Annotated in this window: 19 protein-coding genes, 1 tRNA gene and 1 pseudogene; 8 read left to right on the forward strand and 13 right to left on the reverse strand. The window is 59.5% G+C overall.

Features of this window, described 5'->3' with window-relative positions; genetic code table 11:
• Positions 1-265 precede the first annotated feature (265 nt).
• A complete protein-coding gene (locus JWJ88_RS04430; RefSeq protein ID WP_205294896.1) occupies positions 266-748 on the forward strand; it encodes a GNAT family N-acetyltransferase in 483 nt (160 codons plus the stop codon).
• 45 nt (positions 749-793) lie between these two features.
• Positions 794-870: transfer RNA gene (locus JWJ88_RS04435), tRNA-Arg, on the forward strand.
• Between the two features lie 85 nt (positions 871-955).
• On the opposite strand, the gene JWJ88_RS04440 is transcribed toward JWJ88_RS04435, so the two are convergent.
• A complete protein-coding gene (locus JWJ88_RS04440; protein WP_205294897.1) occupies positions 956-1,129 on the reverse strand; it encodes a hypothetical protein in 174 nt (57 codons plus the stop codon).
• Between the two features lie 581 nt (positions 1,130-1,710).
• Positions 1,711-2,946: a sulfotransferase family protein gene (locus JWJ88_RS04445; RefSeq protein WP_205294898.1), complete on the reverse strand. Its 1,236-nt coding sequence runs from the start codon at positions 2,944-2,946 to the stop codon at positions 1,711-1,713.
• A 152-nt stretch (positions 2,947-3,098) separates the two neighbouring features.
• Between JWJ88_RS04445 and JWJ88_RS04450 the strand changes: the two genes are divergently transcribed.
• Positions 3,099-3,737: a hypothetical protein gene (locus JWJ88_RS04450; protein ID WP_205294899.1), complete on the forward strand. Its 639-nt coding sequence runs from the start codon at positions 3,099-3,101 to the stop codon at positions 3,735-3,737.
• Between the two features lie 366 nt (positions 3,738-4,103).
• Here the strand turns inward: JWJ88_RS04450 and JWJ88_RS04455 are convergent, their stop codons facing one another.
• Positions 4,104-5,444, reverse strand: a complete 1,341-nt coding sequence (locus JWJ88_RS04455) for a hypothetical protein (RefSeq protein ID WP_205294900.1) — start codon at positions 5,442-5,444, stop codon at positions 4,104-4,106.
• 734 nt (positions 5,445-6,178) lie between these two features.
• Positions 6,179-6,358, reverse strand: a complete 180-nt coding sequence (locus JWJ88_RS22110; protein WP_205294901.1) for a M48 metallopeptidase family protein — start codon at positions 6,356-6,358, stop codon at positions 6,179-6,181.
• 119 nt (positions 6,359-6,477) lie between these two features.
• On the opposite strand from JWJ88_RS22110, the pseudogene JWJ88_RS04465 reads away from it, so the two are divergent.
• A pseudogene (locus JWJ88_RS04465) lies at positions 6,478-7,238 on the forward strand (IS5 family transposase).
• On the opposite strand, the gene JWJ88_RS04470 reads toward JWJ88_RS04465, so the two are convergent.
• The 5 genes from JWJ88_RS04470 to JWJ88_RS04490 form a co-directional block, all read right to left on the reverse strand.
• The gene (locus tag JWJ88_RS04470; protein ID WP_240200197.1) at positions 7,230-7,649 is read right to left on the reverse strand and encodes a YgjP-like metallopeptidase domain-containing protein; all 420 of its coding nucleotides are present in this window, start codon (positions 7,647-7,649) and stop codon (positions 7,230-7,232) included. The pseudogene JWJ88_RS04465 and the gene JWJ88_RS04470 overlap by 9 nt on opposite strands.
• Before the next feature lie 7 nt (positions 7,650-7,656).
• Positions 7,657-8,340: a hypothetical protein gene (locus JWJ88_RS04475; RefSeq protein WP_205294903.1), complete on the reverse strand. Its 684-nt coding sequence runs from the start codon at positions 8,338-8,340 to the stop codon at positions 7,657-7,659.
• Positions 8,341-8,365: 25 nt separating this feature from the next.
• Positions 8,366-8,770, reverse strand: coding sequence for a type I restriction enzyme subunit R domain-containing protein (locus JWJ88_RS04480; protein ID WP_407673900.1), 405 nt, complete (start codon positions 8,768-8,770; stop codon positions 8,366-8,368).
• Positions 8,771-8,978: 208 nt separating this feature from the next.
• Positions 8,979-9,479 (reverse strand): hypothetical protein, encoded by a 501-nt coding sequence (locus JWJ88_RS04485; protein WP_205294905.1) that lies wholly within the window; start codon positions 9,477-9,479, stop codon positions 8,979-8,981.
• A 286-nt stretch (positions 9,480-9,765) separates the two neighbouring features.
• On the reverse strand, positions 9,766-10,848 hold the full coding sequence (locus JWJ88_RS04490) for an ATP-binding protein (RefSeq protein WP_205294906.1): 1,083 nt from the start codon (positions 10,846-10,848) through the stop codon (positions 9,766-9,768).
• Between the two features lie 77 nt (positions 10,849-10,925).
• On the opposite strand from JWJ88_RS04490, the gene JWJ88_RS04495 reads away from it, so the two are divergent.
• From JWJ88_RS04495 to JWJ88_RS04510, 4 genes are all read left to right on the forward strand, one after another.
• Positions 10,926-12,020, forward strand: a complete 1,095-nt coding sequence (locus JWJ88_RS04495; RefSeq protein ID WP_205294258.1) for an IS630 family transposase — start codon at positions 10,926-10,928, stop codon at positions 12,018-12,020.
• A 552-nt stretch (positions 12,021-12,572) separates the two neighbouring features.
• Complete coding sequence (locus JWJ88_RS04500) at positions 12,573-13,115, forward strand: AAA family ATPase (protein ID WP_205294907.1); 543 nt, start codon at positions 12,573-12,575, stop codon at positions 13,113-13,115.
• A 101-nt stretch (positions 13,116-13,216) separates the two neighbouring features.
• Complete coding sequence (locus JWJ88_RS04505) at positions 13,217-13,711, forward strand: TniQ family protein (RefSeq protein ID WP_205294908.1); 495 nt, start codon at positions 13,217-13,219, stop codon at positions 13,709-13,711.
• A gap of 265 nt (positions 13,712-13,976) precedes the next feature.
• Positions 13,977-14,942, forward strand: coding sequence for a hypothetical protein (locus JWJ88_RS04510; RefSeq protein WP_205294909.1), 966 nt, complete (start codon positions 13,977-13,979; stop codon positions 14,940-14,942).
• 96 nt (positions 14,943-15,038) lie between these two features.
• Here the strand turns inward: JWJ88_RS04510 and guaD are convergent, their stop codons facing one another.
• Genes guaD through xdhA form a run of 4 tightly spaced genes read right to left on the reverse strand, consistent with a single transcriptional unit; the run spans position 15,039 to position 20,798 of the window.
• Positions 15,039-16,316: a guanine deaminase gene (guaD, locus tag JWJ88_RS04515; protein WP_205294910.1), complete on the reverse strand. Its 1,278-nt coding sequence runs from the start codon at positions 16,314-16,316 to the stop codon at positions 15,039-15,041.
• Complete coding sequence (gene xdhC, locus JWJ88_RS04520; RefSeq protein WP_205294911.1) at positions 16,304-17,047, reverse strand: xanthine dehydrogenase accessory protein XdhC; 744 nt, start codon at positions 17,045-17,047, stop codon at positions 16,304-16,306. The genes guaD and xdhC overlap by 13 nt, the downstream gene beginning before the upstream one ends.
• Positions 17,044-19,356 (reverse strand): xanthine dehydrogenase molybdopterin binding subunit, encoded by a 2,313-nt coding sequence (gene xdhB / locus JWJ88_RS04525; RefSeq protein WP_205294912.1) that lies wholly within the window; start codon positions 19,354-19,356, stop codon positions 17,044-17,046. The genes xdhC and xdhB overlap by 4 nt, the downstream gene beginning before the upstream one ends.
• Complete coding sequence (gene xdhA, locus JWJ88_RS04530; RefSeq protein ID WP_205294913.1) at positions 19,353-20,798, reverse strand: xanthine dehydrogenase small subunit; 1,446 nt, start codon at positions 20,796-20,798, stop codon at positions 19,353-19,355. Before xdhA ends, xdhB begins: the two co-directional genes overlap by 4 nt.
• Positions 20,799-20,898 lie beyond the last annotated feature (100 nt).

The raw sequence follows: 20,898 nt of genomic DNA on the forward strand, positions 1-20,898 counted from the left end.
CGGAGACAGAGGTAGCGGCGGGGTCAGAGGCCGGCAAGGCAGGCAGGGCCAAAGGTCAAGGGTATGGCGGCGAATGATTTCCCAAGCCTGGCCGGGCGGTGGATCGGTGTTCCGCGCGGCTTCCTTGTGGGCGGAAAGCGTCCGGGGGACGCCGGTGCGACGGGCGTATTCTTCCTTATTTTTCATGCAGGCCCGGCGATGGGGGGCTTCGCAAGCCGGTGCGGTGCTGCTAGGGTCCGGCGCGCGGACGAAAAGGGACGACAGGATGGACGGCGACGCGGTGGTGATTGGGCGGGAAAGCCCCTTGGGTCAGGATCTGGCGCTGCTGTTTCAGCGCCATACTGCCGACATGCATGCGGACACGCCGCCTGAATCGATCCACATGTTGCCGCGCGCCGATCTGGAAAGCCCTGACATCGCCTTTTTCGTGCTGCGCGAGGCTGGGGTTCCCGTTGGCATGGGTGCCTTGAAGCGCATCTCCCCGGATCATGCCGAGATCAAGTCCATGCATGTGCTGGCCGAGGCGCGTGGCCGGGGCCATTCGCGTCGCATGCTCGATGCGCTGATCGCCCATGCCCGGGCCGAGGGCATGTCGCGCCTTAGCCTTGAGACGGGGGTGCAGCCGACGTTCATCGCTGCGCGCGGGCTTTATGCGCGGGCGGGATTTGCCGACTGCGCGGCCTTTGGCGATTACCGGCCCGATCCGAACAGCGTCTTCATGACGATTGACCTGAGCGGTTCGGATTGAGCGGTTGATTCAGCCGCAATCCTGCGCCATGACATGTCGCCATACGGCCCCGTAGCTCAACCGGATAGAGCAAGCGCCTTCTAAGCGCTAGGTTGCAGGTTCGAGTCCTGCCGGGGTCGCCATTTTTCGGAATAATGCCTGAAATGTTATTCAAGTCAGCACCTTGTTCAAGCGTGTCCCGAACTTGGGCTTGCGTGTCCCGTTTCATCATCCTTGCACCAATAGTTTGACCATTTTCAGGCGATCAGCCGCGCGCGTGTAGCGTTCGACCTCACCCAAGGTCATGTGACCGGCCATCGCCGCAATTTGATGCGTGGTGGCACCCTTTTCGGCCCAGTAGACGCAGAATGCCTTTCGAAGCCCGTGCAGGCGCGCAACCATGCCGACTTCAGGTTCGCCTTTTTTATCCGGTGGTGCTTGAGGTCGCACAGGCAGCGCTTGGCCTCAAAAGCGACCATGAGGAGAAGTTGGCCTCAGATCGCGAACGCAAGCGGCTTGGGCAGTTGCCGAACCAGATCATCCGCGCGGGCGGCAGTCGGCAGATGCCCATCATGGCCTCCTTGCCTCAAAATTACCGAAGAAGGCGGCCACGAAACATGGGGCTATTCAGAGAAAGCAACCGCTGCGCGATTGCCCGCTCAATGGTCAGGAACTGAATGCCGTGTATGACTGGCTGCGTTCCGGAAAGCGCTTTCACATCATGCGGGACCATCCTTTCCATATGGCCCCAATGATGGGGGCATCCGGATGGCCCGACCAGTTCGGCGCGCATACAGGATCGTCGCTCCAGTCCGGAACTCGATATCTGCAACCTCGCCGACGCGACATCGTATGGAACCGCCCCGCTCTGGCGACTGGGTGGGCTGCGTCTCTTGCCGAACGGAGGGCGCTGGCAAGCGTGGCGCTCGACCTGCAGTTCCAGGCGCTATTCCAGACTACGCCATACATCTCATAGCCAACCGTCATCTATTGGAAAACCGGTTCTTGTTCTGGCGCAAAAATGTAGCCATTCGTCGCATGGGGGCAGTCATCCTCCATGAGGTGCTGGACAATAGTGCCCGCACATGCGTCTCACTTTTTGCACGGGCAAGCACTTCCTTATCCCGCTGTCTTTGGACCTCAAGCAGCATCCTGTTGAGCGCTGCGATTTGCGCGGCATGGGTTTTTTGTTCTGCTTCGCGTTGCTTCTGGCTTTCCAGCAGCAACTCGCTGATCTTTGTGATCTCTTCGAGCCGTTCTTGGACGTTTTTCTCGTAAGCGTGAAGATCACGTTCGCGGTCACGCAGGTTTTCATGAAGGCGTTTCTGATCTTCCTCTTGCGCGCGCATGAAAATGGCAACCTGATCGAGAGAGCCGTCCAAACGCCGACGAAGGTGATCCAGTGTGTTATAATTAGAGGGGTTCTCTGCGTTACTCGTCCAGTTTTCGAGAATTCGGAACACATCGCGCACGACATCGGCCACCTGCATGGATCTGCTTACATCTTCCTCAGCCCGGCGCTGGCGATGTAGGACATTGCTGAGAAAATTGTCGATATCCTGACGAACGGTGATGCTGTTGCGATGGAAGCTCAGGCCGAGCCTTTTTTCAATCTGCGCGACCTGTGGATGCCAGTCGTCGAGTAATGCCTTATAGTTTGTAAAAACGCGCGTCTTTCCGCGCGTTGCGGCCTCAGCATCCAGCACATGGCGCAACCAGATCAATAATCCGACCTCGACTGGAATTCCATCGCGCTTTTTCAGGGAGTCGGCGGTTTCAAGCGGATTCCGGTGAGTGTGGATGTAGAGGGGTTGATAGCCCAGACGGATAAATGCCTCATCCCAGAACCCGGCGAGGCGACAAATTCGAGGATCCTTCAGAAGCGGGAGCCGGGCTGCAGAAAATTCTTCGTGCAGTATCTCTACCGCTTCGGATATGAAGCTCTCGAACACTTGGGGGGCGAAGCTACCGAGGTCGAGTGGTGAAAGGTCTTTCCAGTTCGATCCAAGCGCTTTGAGCAGCTTGTCGTTGAAGGCCATCACGCGCAGAGATTCAAAGTATCCGAGTGGATTATCACCGCTTGCCGGCATCAGGGTCTCTGGGATATCTGCACCTAAGTGCTTGAGCACGCCCGACAACGCTGAGGTTCCGCAGCGATGCGGCCCGAGTATAACAAGAGAAACGGGCTTCTGGTCCGAAGTAATAAGAGATTTATTCATAGGTCCGACTCGCCTCGAACATTATTCGCCTACATCGAGTGTCTTGGGGGATGCCCGCGTGCTCTGGATGGGGCAAGTAGAAGCATTTTAGGGTCAAGGCATATTGATTTCAATCTGTTATAGAGATCGTAGCCCTGCAATGAGACCTATACATGAGCAGCCGCTTGTTCCAGTTTATGCGCGATTGCGGCTTCTTTGGCGCGGTGTGCTGTCAGCATGGTGCGGGCCGGAATCTGCTCGCGGGGCAGGCGATCGTCGAACGGCTGTTGCGGGGGGCACAGCAGGTTGGACGTCTGGCGCCGGAATGGATGCCTCTCGAACAGGCGGCGGTTCACTTGGGATGTTCGTCAGGGGAGCTCGTCGAGAGGATTAAGGACGGGCGACTGACATGGATCGGCCGGCATCTGAAGCGGTCGGGATTTGCGTCGATCCTTGTGAGTATTTCCGGCCTCGACGGGGATGAGATTTCTGCCGAAACCTTTGCCCTGTCTCAAGGGCTGTCGTTCAGCGAAATGCTGAGCTTTTTCAGGAAGGGCCCTTCGCCCGCTGAAATTGCCAAACGCGAGACCGGGTGTAAGGATCCGATCATGCTGACCCCAGAGCAGGTCGCAGCCTTTCATGAGAATTTCGTCAGCTTTCGCCGGCTTGCTCTGGCACATAGGCTGTCTTGGGACGGGCTCAACCAGCGACTGGATGGCTTCGGCATCGCGCCGGTCGACGGGTGCCTGCGCATCTATCGCAAGAGCGAAACCGATCCGCTCTTGCATGATGTGGCTTCGACAGGGCTATGAAACCCTGCAGATTCAGCAAGTAACCGAATTATCGCCAGCCCGGCGTCGATTTTTCTTGACCGGGCTTGCGCACTCCATTCCTTTTTCTGGCTTCTTGCCAAGAAAAGGAAAAGCATGCGCAAAAGGCGTTTGATCCCCGATTCGCCGAATCGAAAGACTATTTCGATTCAAGCCTTTCTCCTATGCGTCGTTCACCGATGAAAGCAAAAGGGTGCGCAAGAAATCAAAAGCGTGCTCAGACTTAACTACATGATCTACATGCGAGAAAGTGCGCCTCCTCGCGCAGAGGGTGCCCTGCGGGTATGGATTATTGAGGGGTGACGAAAAAAGCCCGAAATGCACGGTGTAGATCCCGGCTACCGGGTATCATTTCCGATGATCCTGAAGCCCAAGCTCGACCCACATCCAGCCAAAATCATATTCGGCAATCGGACCCTCGCGATTCGTGGCGCTGCGGTTCTCCAGCATCTTCAGCCATTCGATCACCTCCTCACGGCCGTCTGCCGTGCGCGCCGCCTGCCGCGGCGACTTGCCTCCCAGTGCCGGGATGGGCGCGTCCAGCGTTTCACGGTAGTGCTTGTCCAAGTGATCCTGCATCAGCTGGCGCGCAATGTCGGGGGGGATTTCATCAGCGCCTTCGCGCGGCTCTTCACTCCGTTGGTCGGCCCGCATCTGATCCACCGTCCGGATCGTGGTCAGCGGCGATTTCAACAGATCACCAGCGGTCGCGCTGATCAACGCCTCGACCTTGGCCGCACGCTCGGCCGAATTGACGCTGACGAGCAGCGTCTTCCCCTTCAGTTCCAAAGAGCCCAAGACGGCCGCCCTCTCCATCTGCATGTCTAACATGATGCCGCCGCCCGCTTTGCTGCTTTGCTTCTTCTTTGGTGCCAGCCAGTTCCAGAACTTCGGTCCCTCGGGCAGGAAATCCCTCACCCGGTCCAGCTGCTCCGCCACCACCTTCTGCGTTACGTCGTTGGCGAGCGGGAAACGCATGTCGTGGAACAGGACATCGTCGCCGTCCGAATTGGTGAACTGCGGCTCGATTGGGGTAAGGGCGCGGTCGATCTCGACGAACAGCCAAGCGGCGGTGAAGATGGGCGCGCAGCCCATCAGCTGGTCGCGGTTGAGCCGCAGCGCTTCGCGCTTCTTCAGTTTCAGGGTATCGCGCGGCCCCGCAAAAAGGAAGTCCACGGCCTCGGCACGGAAAGGCAGGAGAGCCCCCGAGATGATGTGATGGTCGCGTTCGGGGACCACCCGCACGGTTATACGGTCCCATTGCTTCAGGGTGCGCGTGGCGGAATTCTCGCGCACCGTGATCGGTGCGGCATCCGATAGTAAATCACGCAACACCATGGAGGTGCCGGGCTGGACATCACTCACCTCATAGAGGCTGACCGGCGTATCCCGCAGCGCGGCGAAATATTCCCGATTGAGGGCGGTCTCCTTCCAGCCGCGCCGCTTTAGGTAAAGATCGACGATGTTGCCGTCCTCATAGCGCTGGCCAAGGAAGTCCTCGAACCCGCATCCCCAAAGCACGCCTGACCATTGCTCACCCAACAAATCGGCCAAGCCGTCCTGATCGATCTCGAATTCCTCGAGCGCAGGCAGTAGGTGTTCCGCGACTACATCCTGCAGCCGTTCCCGCCAGTCGCCTTCGCGGCCAATGAAGGCCAGAAGGTCCGATATGTCGTTACGTTCGGTCACAATCGTTCCCCGTCTTCTATGCGAGTTTTCTAGCTGCGGAGCTTCGGTTTCGACAAGGGTCCTGCGGCCAAGCTTGGCGCTTACACACGATGGCTCTGGAGTGGAGGGAGCCGAGCCGCGGTATGGGCTTGGTCTGTCCCATGAAAATACCGCCGTGAAATCCTCCTGCCATAAACGGCATATATTTTTAATCTAGCCAAATAAGATTATTAATGCGTTCCGATTGGGCGCGGCCTTTTCAAAGAAGAACTAGCCGCGCATGTGTCATGCCGACTGATTATTGATGCTGTTAACCAGATGCATATAGTAATCATGAAGTTCTGCGGGTAGCGCTTCAGCGACTAGGATGTCACGCTTCTCGATATGGACATCAAATAGAGAAATACTATCTCGCCCCCTAAGCGAAGTGTGCTTTTCTACTATAGTAGAAACGGAGTTCAATATCTCTTTGGACCTTGCCTCGTAGGGGCTTAGACTGAAACTGTTCGCTAGATCAAACATCACATCGATGTCAGTATATTTAGTGTATCGCTTGCAGACTACGCTCGGATACCCTGATTTGTTGCAGGTCAAAATACAATTATTCAAACGATTGGAAGCATCGCTATTTTTGATAGAAAGGTGGGGCATTGGCGTCCTTTTAATTATTTGGATTTGAGACATGTATGTTTTGGCGACTATGTGTCCCACGCCGCAAGAGGGAATAAGTTAAGATCGCTCCGAATGGTTCTCCATTACGGCATATGTTGATTGAGAACTGCGACGAATTGATCATCATGCCGATCAGAAATCAGATGCGCGAGTTCGTGCAGAATAACATAATCAGTGGCATTTATGGGCTTTGCGGACAGTTCCGTGTTTAGCCAGACGATGCCCTTGGCAGCGTTGCAACTGCCCCATTTCGATGGCGTCACACCTAGGATCTCGGACCATTTCTGGACTTTAGGGCGTGTTGACAAAAGGGATTCACCGGGCGCGGTGATCGTGATTCAAGCTGGTATCTGCAATGGAGACCAGCGTGGCACGAAACCTGATGTCGAACGACGAGTGGGCGTTCTTTGAACGCTTCATCCTGGCTGTCCGTTCTCCGAACGGCCGCAAGCCCACGAACCATCGGCTTGTTCTGGATGGGATTTTCTGGATCGCCCGAACGGGGTCGCCCTGGCGCGACCTGCCGGAAGAGTTCGGCAAATGGTCGTCTGTCTATCGGCAGTTCCGGCGCTGGACGTTGGCGGGGCTGTGGGAACAGATCCTGGAGGCGCTGAACGAGAGCCGGATCGTGCCGGATGCGCTGCAGATGATCGACAGCACCGTGGTTCGCGCTCATCATCAGGCAGCGGGCGCAAAAGGGGGACTCCGCGCCAAGGTTTCGGCCGCTCGCGAGGTGGCTTCACGACCAAGATCCATCTGCGGGTCAATGCGGCAGGCCTGCCCATGAGAACCGAGATCACGGCCGGGCAGACATCGGACTACCTCGGCTTCGATCTGGTCATGGCTGACAACCTGCCCGAGCCAAGCGTTCTGCTCGCAGACCGCGGCTACGACTCCGACAACATCCGCAAGACCATGGAGGTGCGCGACGTGGTGCCGGTCATCCCCATGCGCAAAACCCGGAAGCTACGGGTCGCCGTTGACCGCAGGCTCTACCGCCTGCGCAATCTCGTTGAGCGGTGCTTCAACAAGCTCAAGAATGCCCGTCGCGTCGCCACCCGCTACGACAAGACCGCCGAAAGCTTCCTGGGCTTCATCGACATCACGTCGATCCGCCTCTGGCTCCGCCATTTGTCAACATGACCTAGGGGCCGAAACCATCCGCAACTCTGCCCGTCGCCAAGCGGCCATCCATGTGGCGCGTTGATCACGACTACTGTTCAAGGGGGAGTTCATCGACAGGCGATCATTCCCCAGAACAGCAATCTTATGCTTTCGCCTATTCCATTCGACGACCTCCAGGCGCAGTGGGCGCCCCCAGACATAATGCGTTTCGCCGCTCCGATAGAGGCGCTTGGATTGCCTTTCCTGGGTCAAGAACCGCGCTTGCTGCCGCCGCACCCATGCCATTCGTGTCAGGACAGCACGCCTGACAGCATCCAGGCTCACGGCCGTCGGAGCGGCAACGCGGACGCGGCCATCAGGTGGGTAGACGCCAACGTGCAGGTTCTTGATGCTTTTCCAATGCACCTCGACATCGATGCCGCCGATCATATGGTGCTCAGTATTCACTATGGTTCTTCAAAATTGCCATGATGCTGTCGACGAGGGTTTCGGCGCCTGGCAGTTCAGTCTCCACCGCACGCCGGACTTTCTTTTCCTTCATCATGTGGCCGCGCCAGCCATCTGGCGCGACATCGCGCACCGCCTGATCGACGCGCAACGCAAGCTCCTCATCGGTATTCAAGTTGTCGAACAACGCCTTCTGGCCCGCCGACTTGATGCTCGCGGGGTAGTCCGCCCCATGGCCAGATTTGGCCTGCTTCACGAGTTCGGCGATGCGTTTCAGGTATTCGGCGTATTCGATGGCATCGTTGCGGCGCTGCGTGACAAGGTCCGTCAACAGCTGAGACATTTGCTCGTAGAAGCGCGGGTTGACCGGGGTTTCGTCAATGATGAGGCGGCGGACGTTGTTCTCGATGGCCTCGGCGACGTTGTTCCGATTTCGGTTGGTGCCGGCAGGCAGGTCGTTGGCGGCATCCGCGCCCTTGCTCAGGACTAGGTCGATCAGGCTAATATCGTCCAGGTGAGAGATCGTCTTGGAATCGTCCGCACGGATATAGGTATCGATGAGATGCCGCACCGCGGGCTCGTAAAGTTTTAGATCGACAGCATCGCCACTATGCAGGCGGACCTCGTCCCGAATGCTGATTGCGCGCTCTACTTCTTTGCGCATTTCGCCCATTTCCAGTTCGTTGAACCTGGAGGCATCAGGCTCGGATGCGACGTTCGCATAGGCTCACCACGATCAGAAGCTTCATCTGACCCGGTTCATTCTTGAACAGGCGCAGTGCCTCTTCCTCGTAATCCTCTTCGCTCTTGTCCCCTAGCAGGTCGTCATAAACCCGATGCACATACTGCTTTTCGGTTTCTCCCATGCCGGTCTCTTCGCCGGTCAGTTCCGGCGCGGCCCGCTTATAGGAGGTCACGATGGCGCATTTGCTGGCGAGGGTGGAGCCAGACTTGCTGAAAATCTCGAAGAACCTGCATGCTTCGGGGATTGACCCAGCAACCAGCATTGCGTTCCCGCGACCAGCCTTTAGGCGCGGCTTCAACTCCATATCCATGATAATGTCGCTGGCGATCTGCTCTAGGCGATCCTTGCTTGACAGCACGCGTTGCAATGTGCCCCAGCGCTGCTTCAGGGTCGCCTTGGCGATGGGCGTCAGGTTCTTGGTCTTGGCCTCGAACCAGGCGTCGATCTTGTCGGGCGAGGTGATACGCTGATCAATGTCCCGCGCCTCCTAGCGCAGGTCGAGCACGACGCCGTCCTCGACCGCTTCATCGAAACGGTAAGGTTTGCCGATATAAGGCCCAAAGGTCTCAAGCGCCTCCGTTTATTTCCATTAGACTCTTCATCTTCGGATGCTTGGCATAACTTGAGCCATATTTTCTAGATAACATGTCGTTCAAGTTAATCCGTCGCTCCACGGGGATCACTGCGGCATCTGTTCCTCCCAATATGCGATAACGATGTTCAAGATGTTCAAAGCCATAGGTCAAGTTTCGCATGTGCCAGTGAATCCAGAACTTATCCCGCCGATCTCGTATGAAGATATAGAAGTCGCGAAGAAGTTTTTCTTCGACACGATCAAAATTTCCCCGCACATCCTCGCGAGCGATACCCATTTCTTCGGCTATAGCATGGGTCGAAAAACTAACCGTCTGCTCGGTTGCAAAGTGAGTTACTCCTATAGAAGTGATGCGAGGGGACAAGCCCTCATTATCATCATTCAGGCTCTGACATGAGTAATGAACAATATAGAAGTTCTCAGGATTATTTTTAACTTGCGAAAAGAAGTCGCTGCTGTTGGAGATAGTCATGATCCCGCCGAGTGGGTCCCCGTGGTGATGAAAAACGGTCGCTGTTTCGCCTTCAAAGCAGATGGCTTTTGTGCGCAGACGGTCATGTCAACCTGCTGCAGAGTCTATGAGAAAAATAGCTCATCGACCCGCGCTACAGCTCGGCGAACAACGCTCATGGCTGAACTCTTTTCGCTGTCCTGAAGGATCACCTTCGCAGAGTTTAGGAGTTCCAGCAACATTTGAAGGTTGACGTTTCTCTTGTCCTCCACACCAACGATCGCTCGAGATACGTCAATCGCGGATTTCACATCAGCGACCGACGGAACTTTACCCGAATGCATCTCGCTAAGGATAACTCCTGCCTAACCCGATGCTCGGCTAAATGCTGGTTTGACACCAAAAAACTGTCGCGGTTAACTTCCCTTCGGCTGGACGGCGCTGAGCAGGACATAACTAACGATTCGACTTGTTTTGAATTCAGCCCTGCTCCCCGAGCGAAGTAGTGCATGGGCAGCCAAGCGCCATTACCAGCCTCCACCGCACAGCGGATGTAGTCCCTTGGTTCAAACGGGGTCTGCTGTTCAAGAAAGTCATCAATTATGCTGTTGACCGTAACAAACGTCTTTTGAACAGTGACCGTTCCTGCCCCCACTGGTGATACTTCACCGATCAGCATGAGGGCTGGAGCGCCCTCTTTTTCCCGAAATTCGCCCTCTTTAATGAACTTGATCTTCTCTACGAGATGCTCACCAATTAGGATCGTTCCGTTGTCGCCACGAAGCTCACCTTTGGACAAATCGGCAATCATAGCATTTCTTGGACCAAGCTTAATAAGTTCCTCCACCAGTGGCAGCATCTGCTCGCGAACCCGCCTGTCCCGATCCTCGAGGATTGTTTGCAAATCGCTGTATTTTATTCTAGAAGATTGTCCTGGATATCGAAAGAATATGTCTCCTTCGGAAATCCTTCCTTCGCCTTTCGTCGTGATGACCGGTCGACCGGGGTGCTTATGCACGTAAATGATGCCGATCTTAGCTCCATCAAGGTGGATACATTTCGTCTCGATGCGTGGCGTTGGATCAAACGTCGATTTCAACTTCATCGAAAAGTCTGCCGGATCCGCGTTCTCGAATTCGCTCGATGACATTCCTTTTGCCAGATAGCTATCAGAATCGATGATTCCGTTAGTCAATGACTTGTCCTTGACGCCAAGAACAACGTAACCTCCCTCGTTATTGGCCAAGGCCGCTACCGCACGAAGCCATTTTTCAGAGTGCCGGAACCCAAAACCTTCCTTGCACTCGTGCCTTTCGGTTTCGCCGAGATGGAATCGCCATTTGTCGTCCGCCCCTTTCACGAACATGCTAACGAGCATTTCATCGCTCATCGGTCCATTGATCAGCCCCCACTATTCCCCCGGAACTGTCGTCCGTATCATTGATCCGAGCGGTTTCGGAGGATGCTATGGTAGGCCGGGTGGCGGACGAGGTGGTTCTGAGCGCCGCGGAGCGCGGGTTTCTGGAGGCTCAGGTTCGACGGCACAAGGCGGCGCGTTCGCTGTCGGACCGGTGCCGGATAATCCTGCTCTGTGCGGAAGGGCTGCAAAGCAAGGAGGTCGGCGCGCGGCTCGGAGTGCATGAGCATACTGTCGGCAAGTGGCGCAGACGGTCCGTCAGGGACCGGATCGAGGGGCTGACCGACGAATATCGTCCTGGTCGGCCCCGCACGGTGTCGGACGATCAGGTAGCCGAGGTGATCGAGCGGACACTGAACACCACGCCGAAGGACGCCACCCATTGGTCGATCCGCTCGATGGCTGTGGCGACGGGCCTGTCGCATACCACCATCCGCCGGATCTGGGCCGCCTTCGGCCTGCAACCGCATCGCAGCGAGACGTTCAAGCTCTCGACCGATCCGCTGTTCGTCGACAAGGTGCAGGATATCGTCGGCCTTTACATGGCCCCACCGAACCGGGCCATCGTGCTGTGCGTGGACGAAAAATCCCAGATTCAGGCGCTGGATCGGGAACAGCCGGTGTTGCCGATGGCGCCGGGTGTCGCCGAGCGGAGAACCCACAGCTATATCCGCCACGGTACGACCTCGCTGTTTGCAGCACTCGATATCGCCACAGGGGCGGTGATCGGCAAATGCTACAAGCGGCACCGGGCGACCGCGTTCCTCGACTTCCTGAAGCGGATCGATGCAACCTTGCCGCAAGGACGGGACGTGCATCTGGTGATGGACAACTACGCCACCCACAAGACACCCAAGATCAAGGCCTGGCTCGCCCGGCGCCCGCATTGGCATGTGCATTTCACACCCACCTCAGCCAGTTGGATCAACCAGGTGGAGCGCTGGTTCGCAGAACTGACGCGCAAGCAACTGCAACGGGGCGTCCACCGCTCCACCGCCGACCTCGAGGCGGACATTGTCGCATTCATCGACGCGCACAACGAGAACCCCAAGCCCTACCGATGGGTCAAATCCGCCGACGAAATCCTCGCGTCGGTCAAACGCTTCTGCCAGAAAACACAGCAAAATCTATGTGCCGAAATTTAGATGCAGGTGACTAGGGGGTCCATTTTGATTGTTAGTGCAATGTTGGCCGCGTTTCCAGCGCGGTCGGCGTTGCTGGCCCGGGTTGCGGAGCCATCCGTGCTGGAAACGCGGGGATGATCGCTGAATTACTGTATCTCCCATTTCCGATGTCGGTGATCCGTCCGGAGTTGACAGGTCGATCGGGACGGTTAAAAAAGAACTGGATATCTTTGTTCTTCATCTCCCGGCTTATCATAGCTTTAAAAATTGAGATTTCGTCATTCGAAATTTTTCTTGCCGCCACTCTACCGTTCCACCCTCACTGCTTTCCCAGTGGGCAAAAATCCGCTGATAGAGTCAAGGACTGGCAGGCCCGAAACATCTGGTCTTTTCAGCGAAGAAGCTCCGAGCGACGCTGGGTCGCAGCGAACGTCCGGAATGTCCCATGATCGACGTGCAGAGCCCATTGCTGACCTTCGCTACTGACGCTAGCCTATAGTTACGCGCATCAAGAACGACCTGTATGGTCGATCATCTGCGCGTCATCCCCCCATTGGAAAGCAAGGATGGCACATGTGTGACCATATGTTCGTCGTGACTGGTGGCCCCGGTTCCGGCAAGAGCACTTTGATCGACGCCCTGCATGATAGGGGATTTGCGTCCATGCCCGAGGCCGGGCGGGCGATCATTCGCGATCAGGTTCAGATCGGCGGAACCGCCTTGCCGTGGGCAGACAAAGCCACGTTTGCCGAACTCATGCTCGGATGGGAGCTGCGTTCGTGGCATGAAGCTGCGGCTTTCGAAAAGCCGGTGCTTATGGACAGAGGAGTCCCCGATGTCGTCGGCTATCTGACGCTATGTGGCCTTCGGGTTCCCATCCATGTGGAGGCTGCCGCGGAGACATATCGCTACAACAGAACGGTCTTCATTGCCCCATACTGGGAGGCCATTTTCGGGCAGGACGCCGAAAGAAGGCAGGATCAAGAGGAAGCCGAAGCAACCGGCCGGGTCATGGCTGATACTTACGCCCGCTTCGGCTACCAACTTGTCGAGCTGCCCAAGGCGTCAGTCGAGGAACGGGTTGCTTTCGTCATGGATCACCTAAAAGCTGAATGACGGCTTCGTCCCTCAGCGTTCGTCATGCGATGTCTGCGGGCCATCGTGCGTTGCAAGGTAGACTGACCTTAAAAGGCATGTGAGAGGTGGCGGGCGGCGGTATGAATGGCTATCCGGGATGGATGGCCCGACTTCCTCTTTCCGTTCATTCCATACCTGGCGAAACTGCGACTTCCTTGGCGTCGCGCTTGGCGCAGGTAAACCAAGTTCCCTTGCGCGAATTCTTGCGCGACATGGGTATCGGGATACACAGCCTGATTGCTGGCGAACGCGCTGCCCTCACACAATTGGCGGAGCTTTCCGGTGTTCCGGTCGCCGCGCTTCGTCAGGGCACACCCAGGACCAGCGATGGGGAGGCATGGTTCGCGGGTCATCGCTTTCCTGCTGCCAGTGTCGGCGGCAGGGAGGTGCGCGGTTGCCCCGACTGCTTGGAAGCCGAGCCGGGACTGCGTGGTATATGGTCGCTGCCCTTCGTCACGATCTGCCCGGAGCATAACCGCCCGTTGGTTACATTGTGGACGGTGCAGGACAGGCTTGATCGACATGAGGTAACCAGGCGACTGCCGGAGCTTGATCTGCCCGCCGAGTCGTCCTGAGCAGCGCGATCCTTCTCTATTCGAATTTTGGCTTTTCGGCAGGCTTGAGGGGAACACAGCCTCCGACCATTGGCTTGACCAATTCGATCTTTATGCTTCCGCGCAGTTCTGCTTTGAGCTGGGTCGGGCCGCGATTGCGACCAAGCTGCCGAAGTGGCATGCGCTTCGCGACGATCAGCAATGGTGGCCGGCGGATGTCGGATTTCGGCTTTGCTCGGGTGGCGAGGAAGCGCTATGCGCTGCACTGATCGAATTGTAGCATTTGATGGGCCAGCCCGAGGAAGGGCCGCGCAAGATTTTCGGCGGTCTTCATGACCTGCTTGCCGTGGATCCTTGCCCTGAGGAATTGCAGCCGTTCCGGGACATCCTGCAGCGGCACATCGTGGAAAGCTGGCCGCTTGCTCCCGGCGATGAGGTGCTGGGCGAGCCGGTGCTGCGACGCGGGCGCATGTCGCTGCGCTCAGTGGCGTGCCTGATGCAGATGCCGGAGGCTGATATTCAAACCGCGATCAAGAGCGATGAGGTTTCTCCGCCGGGGTGGGCGCTGATCGATCACGCTGAGGCGCGGGCGGCGTTCCCGCAGGGGCTGACCGAACCTGACTTCCTGCAGGCCATGTCGTTGACGCCGCTCCAGTTTGCACAGGCGCGGGATAAGGAACTGTTCGAGCGCACCGATGACCTACGCTGGAACGCCTGGGCCGCGCAGGACCTGATCGACGACCTGTTGCTCGGTGCAGAGCCGATCTACGTGGCCATGCATGATTGGTGTAGTTTGGGCGAAGCGTCGGTCAGATTGCGAATGACTTTGCCCGAGATTATCGAAAGCATTCGCTCAGGCAGGGTGGCGCGGGTGGGCAAGTATCTTCAGCGCTCGGGCTTCGGGTCGGTTCTGGTAAACCTCGGCCATGTCGGACAGGAAGGTGGGGCGACTTCGTTGGATGCCTTTGCCTATTCGCAAGGACTGCGGCCCAGCGAGCTCCTGACCTTTGTTCGACGTAATGGCCTGTCGTGCCAGCAGGTGCGCGGCCCGCGAGGCGGGGTGCAGTTTCAGATGAGCGCGACCGACCGCGAGGCATTCCACGATCGGTTTATCAGTTTTCGCACTTTGGGCGTTACGACCCTACTGGGGTGGAGCGAGCTTCAGGCGCGGCTTGATGCCGGTGGGATACGGCCGGAGGGAGGCAGCGCGAGGATCTATTCCCGCGCCGACGTCATCCATCTGCTCACTTAAATCAGAGACCCGCGCGGATTTCGCTTGACGCCTTTGCGCAGGCTATTGCTTTCGTTTGCGCATGCTTCCCCTTTTTTTGGCAGCATCTTTCCGATGTCAGCCGAGCATGGGCTTCCCGGCGACGTAAGTTTGCGCGATGGCGCGGTCGTCGCCGAGGATCTGCAGGATGAACAGCTCTTCGGCCAGGGTTTCGGCCCGCTCCATCCGCAGTGCCATGGCGGGGGTCGCGCTGCTGTTCAGCACCACCAGATCGGCGTCGCTGCCGGGCTCCAGCGTGCCGATCCGGTCCGCCATGCCAAGCGCCACCGCATTCCCCCTCGTGACCCAATGGAAGGCCGCGAAGGGATGCAGTTTCTGGCCGCGCAGTTGCAGGATCTTGTAGCCCTCGTTCAGGGTTTGCAGCATCGAATAGCTGGTGCCGCCGCCCACATCGGTGGCGATGCCGCTGACCACGCCGGCCGCGCGCAGGCCGGCCTCGTCGAAAAGACCTGAGCCGAGGAACAGGTTCGAGGTGGGGCAGAACACGGCGCGGCTGCCTGTCTCGGCCATGCGGGCGATCTCGCGTGGCTCAAGGTGGATCGAGTGACCAAGCAGCAGCTTGTCGGATAAAAGCCCGTAGGTTTCGTAAATGTCGAGATAATCGCGCGCCTGGGGATAAAGGCTGAGGGTAAAGGCGATCTCGTCCCGGTTCTCGCTAAGATGGGTCTGGATATGGCAGTCGGGATGCTCGCGCACCAACTGCCCGGTCATTTCCATCTGCTCGGGGGTCGAGGTGATGGCAAAGCGGGGGGTAATGGCGTAACGCTGCCGGCCCCGGCCGTGCCATTTCGCGATGAGTTGCTTGCTGTCGTCATAGCCTTGCTGGGGCGTGTCCAGAACCGCCTCGGGGGCGTTGCGGTCCATCATCACCTTGCCGGCGACCATGGCCATGTTGCGGGCCTCGGCCGCAGAGAACAGCGCCTCGGCCGATTGCGGATGCACCGAGCAGAAGGCCACCGCGGTGGTGGTGCCGTGCTGGAGCAGCAGGTCTAGGAACTTCTCGGCCATCGCGGGGGCGTGGCCCTGCTGGGCAAAGCGGGATTCCTCGGGGAAGGTATAGGTGTTGAGCCAGTCGAGCAGTTGCGCCCCCCAGCTTGCGATCACCTGGACCTGCGGAAAATGGATATGCGTGTCGATGAAGCCTGGCAGGATCAGATGCGGGCGATGGTCGATTTCGCGCAGTTCGGGTTCGCGCAGGTCGGCATAGTCGTCGATGGCAACAATCTTGCCGGCTTCGGTGATGATGGCGCCGTCCTCGTGATAGGTGAAGGCGCTTTCGACCTCGACCGGGTCGGCGTGGAATGAGAGCGTTCGCCCCCGGATCAGCTGTCGCATGGGTATTTTTTCAACGAAGAAGTGGTTTGGGTCAGCCGGTCGATGATTTCGGCGGCGGTGAAGGCGGCGATGACCTCGGGGCGCTTGTCGTGCGACCAGCCGGCGCCGATCGGGCAGGTCAGCCGGTCGGTGTCGAGCCCCTGGGCGCGGGCAAAGCGGCGGAACTGCGCCAGCTTGGTCTGGCTGCCGATCATGCCGATATAGGGCGCGTCCATGCGGCGCAGGGCCTCGGCGGCGAGCAGGAAGTCCAGCGCGTGGTCATGGGTGACGATGACATGGCTGGTGCCGAAGGGGGCATCGCGGATCTCGGCTTCGGGCAGGGGGGTGAGGCGGGTGTCGCCCGTCGCCTGCGCCAGTTCCTGCGCGCGCTGGTCGATCAGGATGGGGCGCAGCGGTAGGAGTGCGAGGGCCGTGGCCAGCGCCCGGCCGACATGGCCCGCGCCGAAGATCAACACCCGGGGATGATCGGGCTCGGCCGGGGGTTCGGCGATGCTGGTCAGGGCAAGCTCGACCCGGCCGCCGCAGCATTGGCCGATCTCGGGGCCGAGGGGCACGTCCATTCGCGCCCGGGTCTCGCCGCGCGTCAGCATCTGCCTGGCGCGGTCGATCGCCATATACTCCAGCTGCCCGCCGCCGATCGTGCCGCTGAGGCCCTGTTCGCTGACGAACATTGCCGCTCCGGCCTCGCGCGGGGACGATCCGCGGGTGCGGGTGATCTGGACCCGGATCATTGCCGCAGCCGCTCGATGGCCATCAGCACCCGTTCGGGCGTGGCGGGGGCGTCGATGCGCGGGTTCTCGCGATAGCCGTTGAACGAGGCCACGGCCATGTTCAGCGCCTGGAAGACGGAGATGCCCAGCATGAAGGGCGGTTCGCCCACGGCTTTGGAGCGTTTGATCGAGGCCTCGCGGTTCACCGACCAGTCGGCAAGCTGGACGTTGAAGATCCTGGGCCGGTCCGAGGCCAGAGGGATCTTGTAGGTCGAGGGTGCGTGGGTGCGCAGCCGGCCCTTGTCGTCCCACCACAGTTCTTCGCTGGTCAGCCAGCCGGTGCCCTGCACGAAAGCACCCTCGACCTGGCCCTTGTCGATGGCCGGGTTCAGGCTGCGGCCCACGTCATGGAGCACATCGGCGCGCTCGATGACATATTCCCCGGTCAGCGTATCGACCGAAACCTCGGCGCAGGCCGCGCCATAGGCGAAGTAATAGAACGGCCGTCCGCGCCCGGTGTCGCGATCCCAGTGGATCTTGGGTGTCTTGTAGAAACCCGCGGCCGAAAGCTGGATCCGCGCCAGATAGGCGGTGTTGATGAAATCCCCGAAGGGCAGTTCCTCATCGCCGATCCGCACCGTCTCGCCGATGCTGACCAGTTCGGGCGGCACGTTCTTGGCCTTTGCGGCGAATTCCGTCAGCCGTTCGAGCAACTGGCGGCAGGCATCCAACGCGGCCATGCCGTTCAGGTCCGAACCGGAAGAGGCCGCGGTGGCCGAAGTGTTGGGTACCTTTTCCGTCGTGGTCTTGGTGATCTTGATCCGGTCGATATGGACGCCGAGCGCTTCGGCTGCCACTTGGGCGACCTTGGTGTTCAGGCCCTGGCCCATCTCGGTGCCGCCGTGGTTGAGGTGGATCGAGCCGTCAGAATAAATGTGGATCAACGCACCGGCCTGGTTGTACCAGGTCGCGGTAAAGCTGATGCCGAACTTGACCGGGGTCAGGGCGATGCCCTTGCGGATCGCGCCACCCTGTTCCCTGGCGCGGGCATTGAAATCCAGCACCGCCTGCCGACGCGCCTGATAATCGCTGCTTGCCTCCAGTTCATCGAAGATGCGGGGCAGGATCTGGTCCTCGACCTCTTGGTGATAGGGGGTGAGCTGGCCGTTTTCGTAAAGGTTCAGCCTGCGGATCTCCAGCGGATCGCGGCCGAGGGTATAGGCGATATCCTCGACGATGCGCTCGGCCATGACCACGCCTTGCGGACCGCCGAAGCCGCGGAAGGCGGTGTTCGAGCAGGTGTTGGTCTTCAACGGATGGCTGCGCAGCTCGACCGCCGGATAGTAATAGGCGTTGTCGGCGTGAAACAGCGCGCGATCCGTCACCGGGCCCGACAGGTCGGCCGAAAAGCCGCAGCGGGCGTAGAAATCGGCGTCGACGGCGTGGATCTTGCCGGTCTCGTCATAGCCGACCGCATAGTCGATGACGAAATCGTGGCGTTTGCCGGTGATGGCGAAATCATCGTCGCGGTCCGGGCGCAGCTTGACCGCGCGGCCCAGTTTCTTGGCCGCCAGGGCCGAGATGCAGGCGAACGGGTTCATCTGCGATTCCTTGCCGCCGAAGCCGCCGCCCATGCGGCGCACATTCACCACCACCGCATTCGAGGGCACGCCCAGCACATGGGCGACCATGTGCTGCACCTCGGATGGGTGCTGGGTCGAGACATTGACGATCACCTCGTCATCTTCGCCGGGGATCGAGAAGGCGATCTGGCTTTCCAGATAGAAGTGCTCTTGCCCGCCGACGGTTAGCCGGCCCTCTATACGGCGGGGCGCACGGTCCATCTCGGCCATGTCGCCGCGGGCCAGCTTCAGCGGTTTGGTCACGTAGCCCATGCCGGCATCGCGGGCGGCGATGGCGTCGATGGCAAAGGGCAGTTCCTCATATTCGATCCTGGCCAGTTGGCAGGCGCGGCGGGCCTGATCGCGGGTCTCGGCCACGACGGCAAAGATCGGCTGGCCGTGGAACTGCACCTCGGCTTCGGCCAGCAGCGGCTCGTCATGCAGGCCGGTGGGCGAGATGTCGTTGACGCCGGGAACGTCCCGGGCCGTCAGCACCAGATGCACGCCCGGCGCCTTTCGGGCCGCGTCGAGGTCCATCGACACGATCCGGCCATGCGTGACCGTCGAAAGGCCCAGATAGGCGTGCAGCGTGCCGATCGGCTCTGGCAGGTCATCGGTGTAATCGGCGCGGCCGGTGACGTGTTTTTCTGCGGAATCATGGATGATGGATGTATGGGCGGCGCCCTTGACGAAAACGTCCTGTTTCATTCGACCCTCCTCAGGCGGTGGTCTGCGCCGGACTGTTCAAGCCAGAAGCGGCGGAAGAAATTGGCGGCGAGTTGCTGGCGATATTCCTTGCTGGCCCGCCAGTCGCTGAGCGGCTGGAAGTCGTTTGCGACCGCGCGCGCGGCGGCCTCGAAGGTCTCGGCGGCAAAGGGCTGGCCCGTCAGCGCGGCCTCGGCATGAGTGGCGCGTTTGGGCGTGCCGGCCATGCCGCCAAAGGCGACGCGGGCGTCGATGATGGTCGCGCCGTCGGTTTCCACCCAAAAGGCTGCGGCCGAGGCGGTGATGTCGGCATGATGGCGCTTGCTGACCTTGTAGGCGGCGATGCGCGCGTCGCCCTTGAGCGGCAGGGTGATCGCCTCGACGAATTCGCCGGGGCGGCGGTCCTGCTTGCCGTATTCGATGAAATAGTCCTCGATGGGCAGTTCGCGCGTCCCTTCGGCGCTGCGCAGCCGCAGCGTGGCCCCCAGCGCGATCAGCAGGGGCGGCGTCTCGCCGATGGGCGAGCCGTTGGCGACATTGCCGCCGATGGTGCCGGCGTTGCGGACCTGCCAGCCGCCGATGCGCAGCCAGTAATCCACCGCCTCGGGGAAATGCTGGCGGATAAAGGGCTCGAATTCGGAATAGGTCACGCCGGCCCCGATGGTGATATGCCCCGGTGCGATCTGGATCGTCTTGAGATCCTGCAGATGGCCGATGAACACCGCCGGAGAGATGTTGCGCAGGAATTTCGTCACCCACAGCCCGACATCGGTCGCACCCGCGACGATGGTGGCCTTGGGGTTTTCCGCCAGCACCAGCGCCAGATCGGCGGCGTCGGCGGGCAGGATGGCGCGGTCCTCGCCACGGGCCACCTCGACCCGCTCGCGCGGGATGGCGTCGAGTGCCGCGGTGATGCGGTCGCGTTCGACGGTCAGCGCGTCCATGTGCTGGCCACCGGCCTCGGACGCAGCGAAGGCGGCCTTGACGATGGGCTCATAGCCGGTGCAGCGGCACAGGTTGCCTTGCAGCGCGGTCTCGATCGCCAGCACGTCGGGCTGCGGATCGGACATCCATAGCCCGTAAAGCGCCATGACGAAACCGGGCGTGCAAAACCCGCACTGGCTGCCGTGATGTTCGACCATGGCGGCCTGAACCGGGTGCAACCCGCCATCGGCGCCGCGCAGATGCTCGACCGTGACGATATGGCAGCCGTGGCACGAGGCCAGAAAGCGGATGCAGGCGTTGATCGGTTCGTAATGCAGCCGGCCGTTGTGCAGCCGGCCGACCAGCACGGTGCAGGCGCCGCAATCGCCCTCGGCGCAGCCTTCCTTGGTGCCGGTCAGGCGGCGGTTGAGCCGGAGAAAGTCCAACAGAGTGTCCGACGGTCCGGCCTGGGTCAGGCGGATCTCGGTGTCGTTCAGAAGAAAGCGCAATGCGTCGCCCATTCGGTCCTCGCTCGGGATGGCTGGGTAGAGCTTCAGCGTAGTTGTGAATTGCTCTTTGCGAAATCTCGGATTGAGCATAAGACTTTCAGCGATTCCTTGA

The sequence above is a fragment of the Paracoccus methylovorus genome, assembly GCF_016919705.1.
GTDB classification, from domain to species: domain Bacteria; phylum Pseudomonadota; class Alphaproteobacteria; order Rhodobacterales; family Rhodobacteraceae; genus Paracoccus; species Paracoccus methylovorus.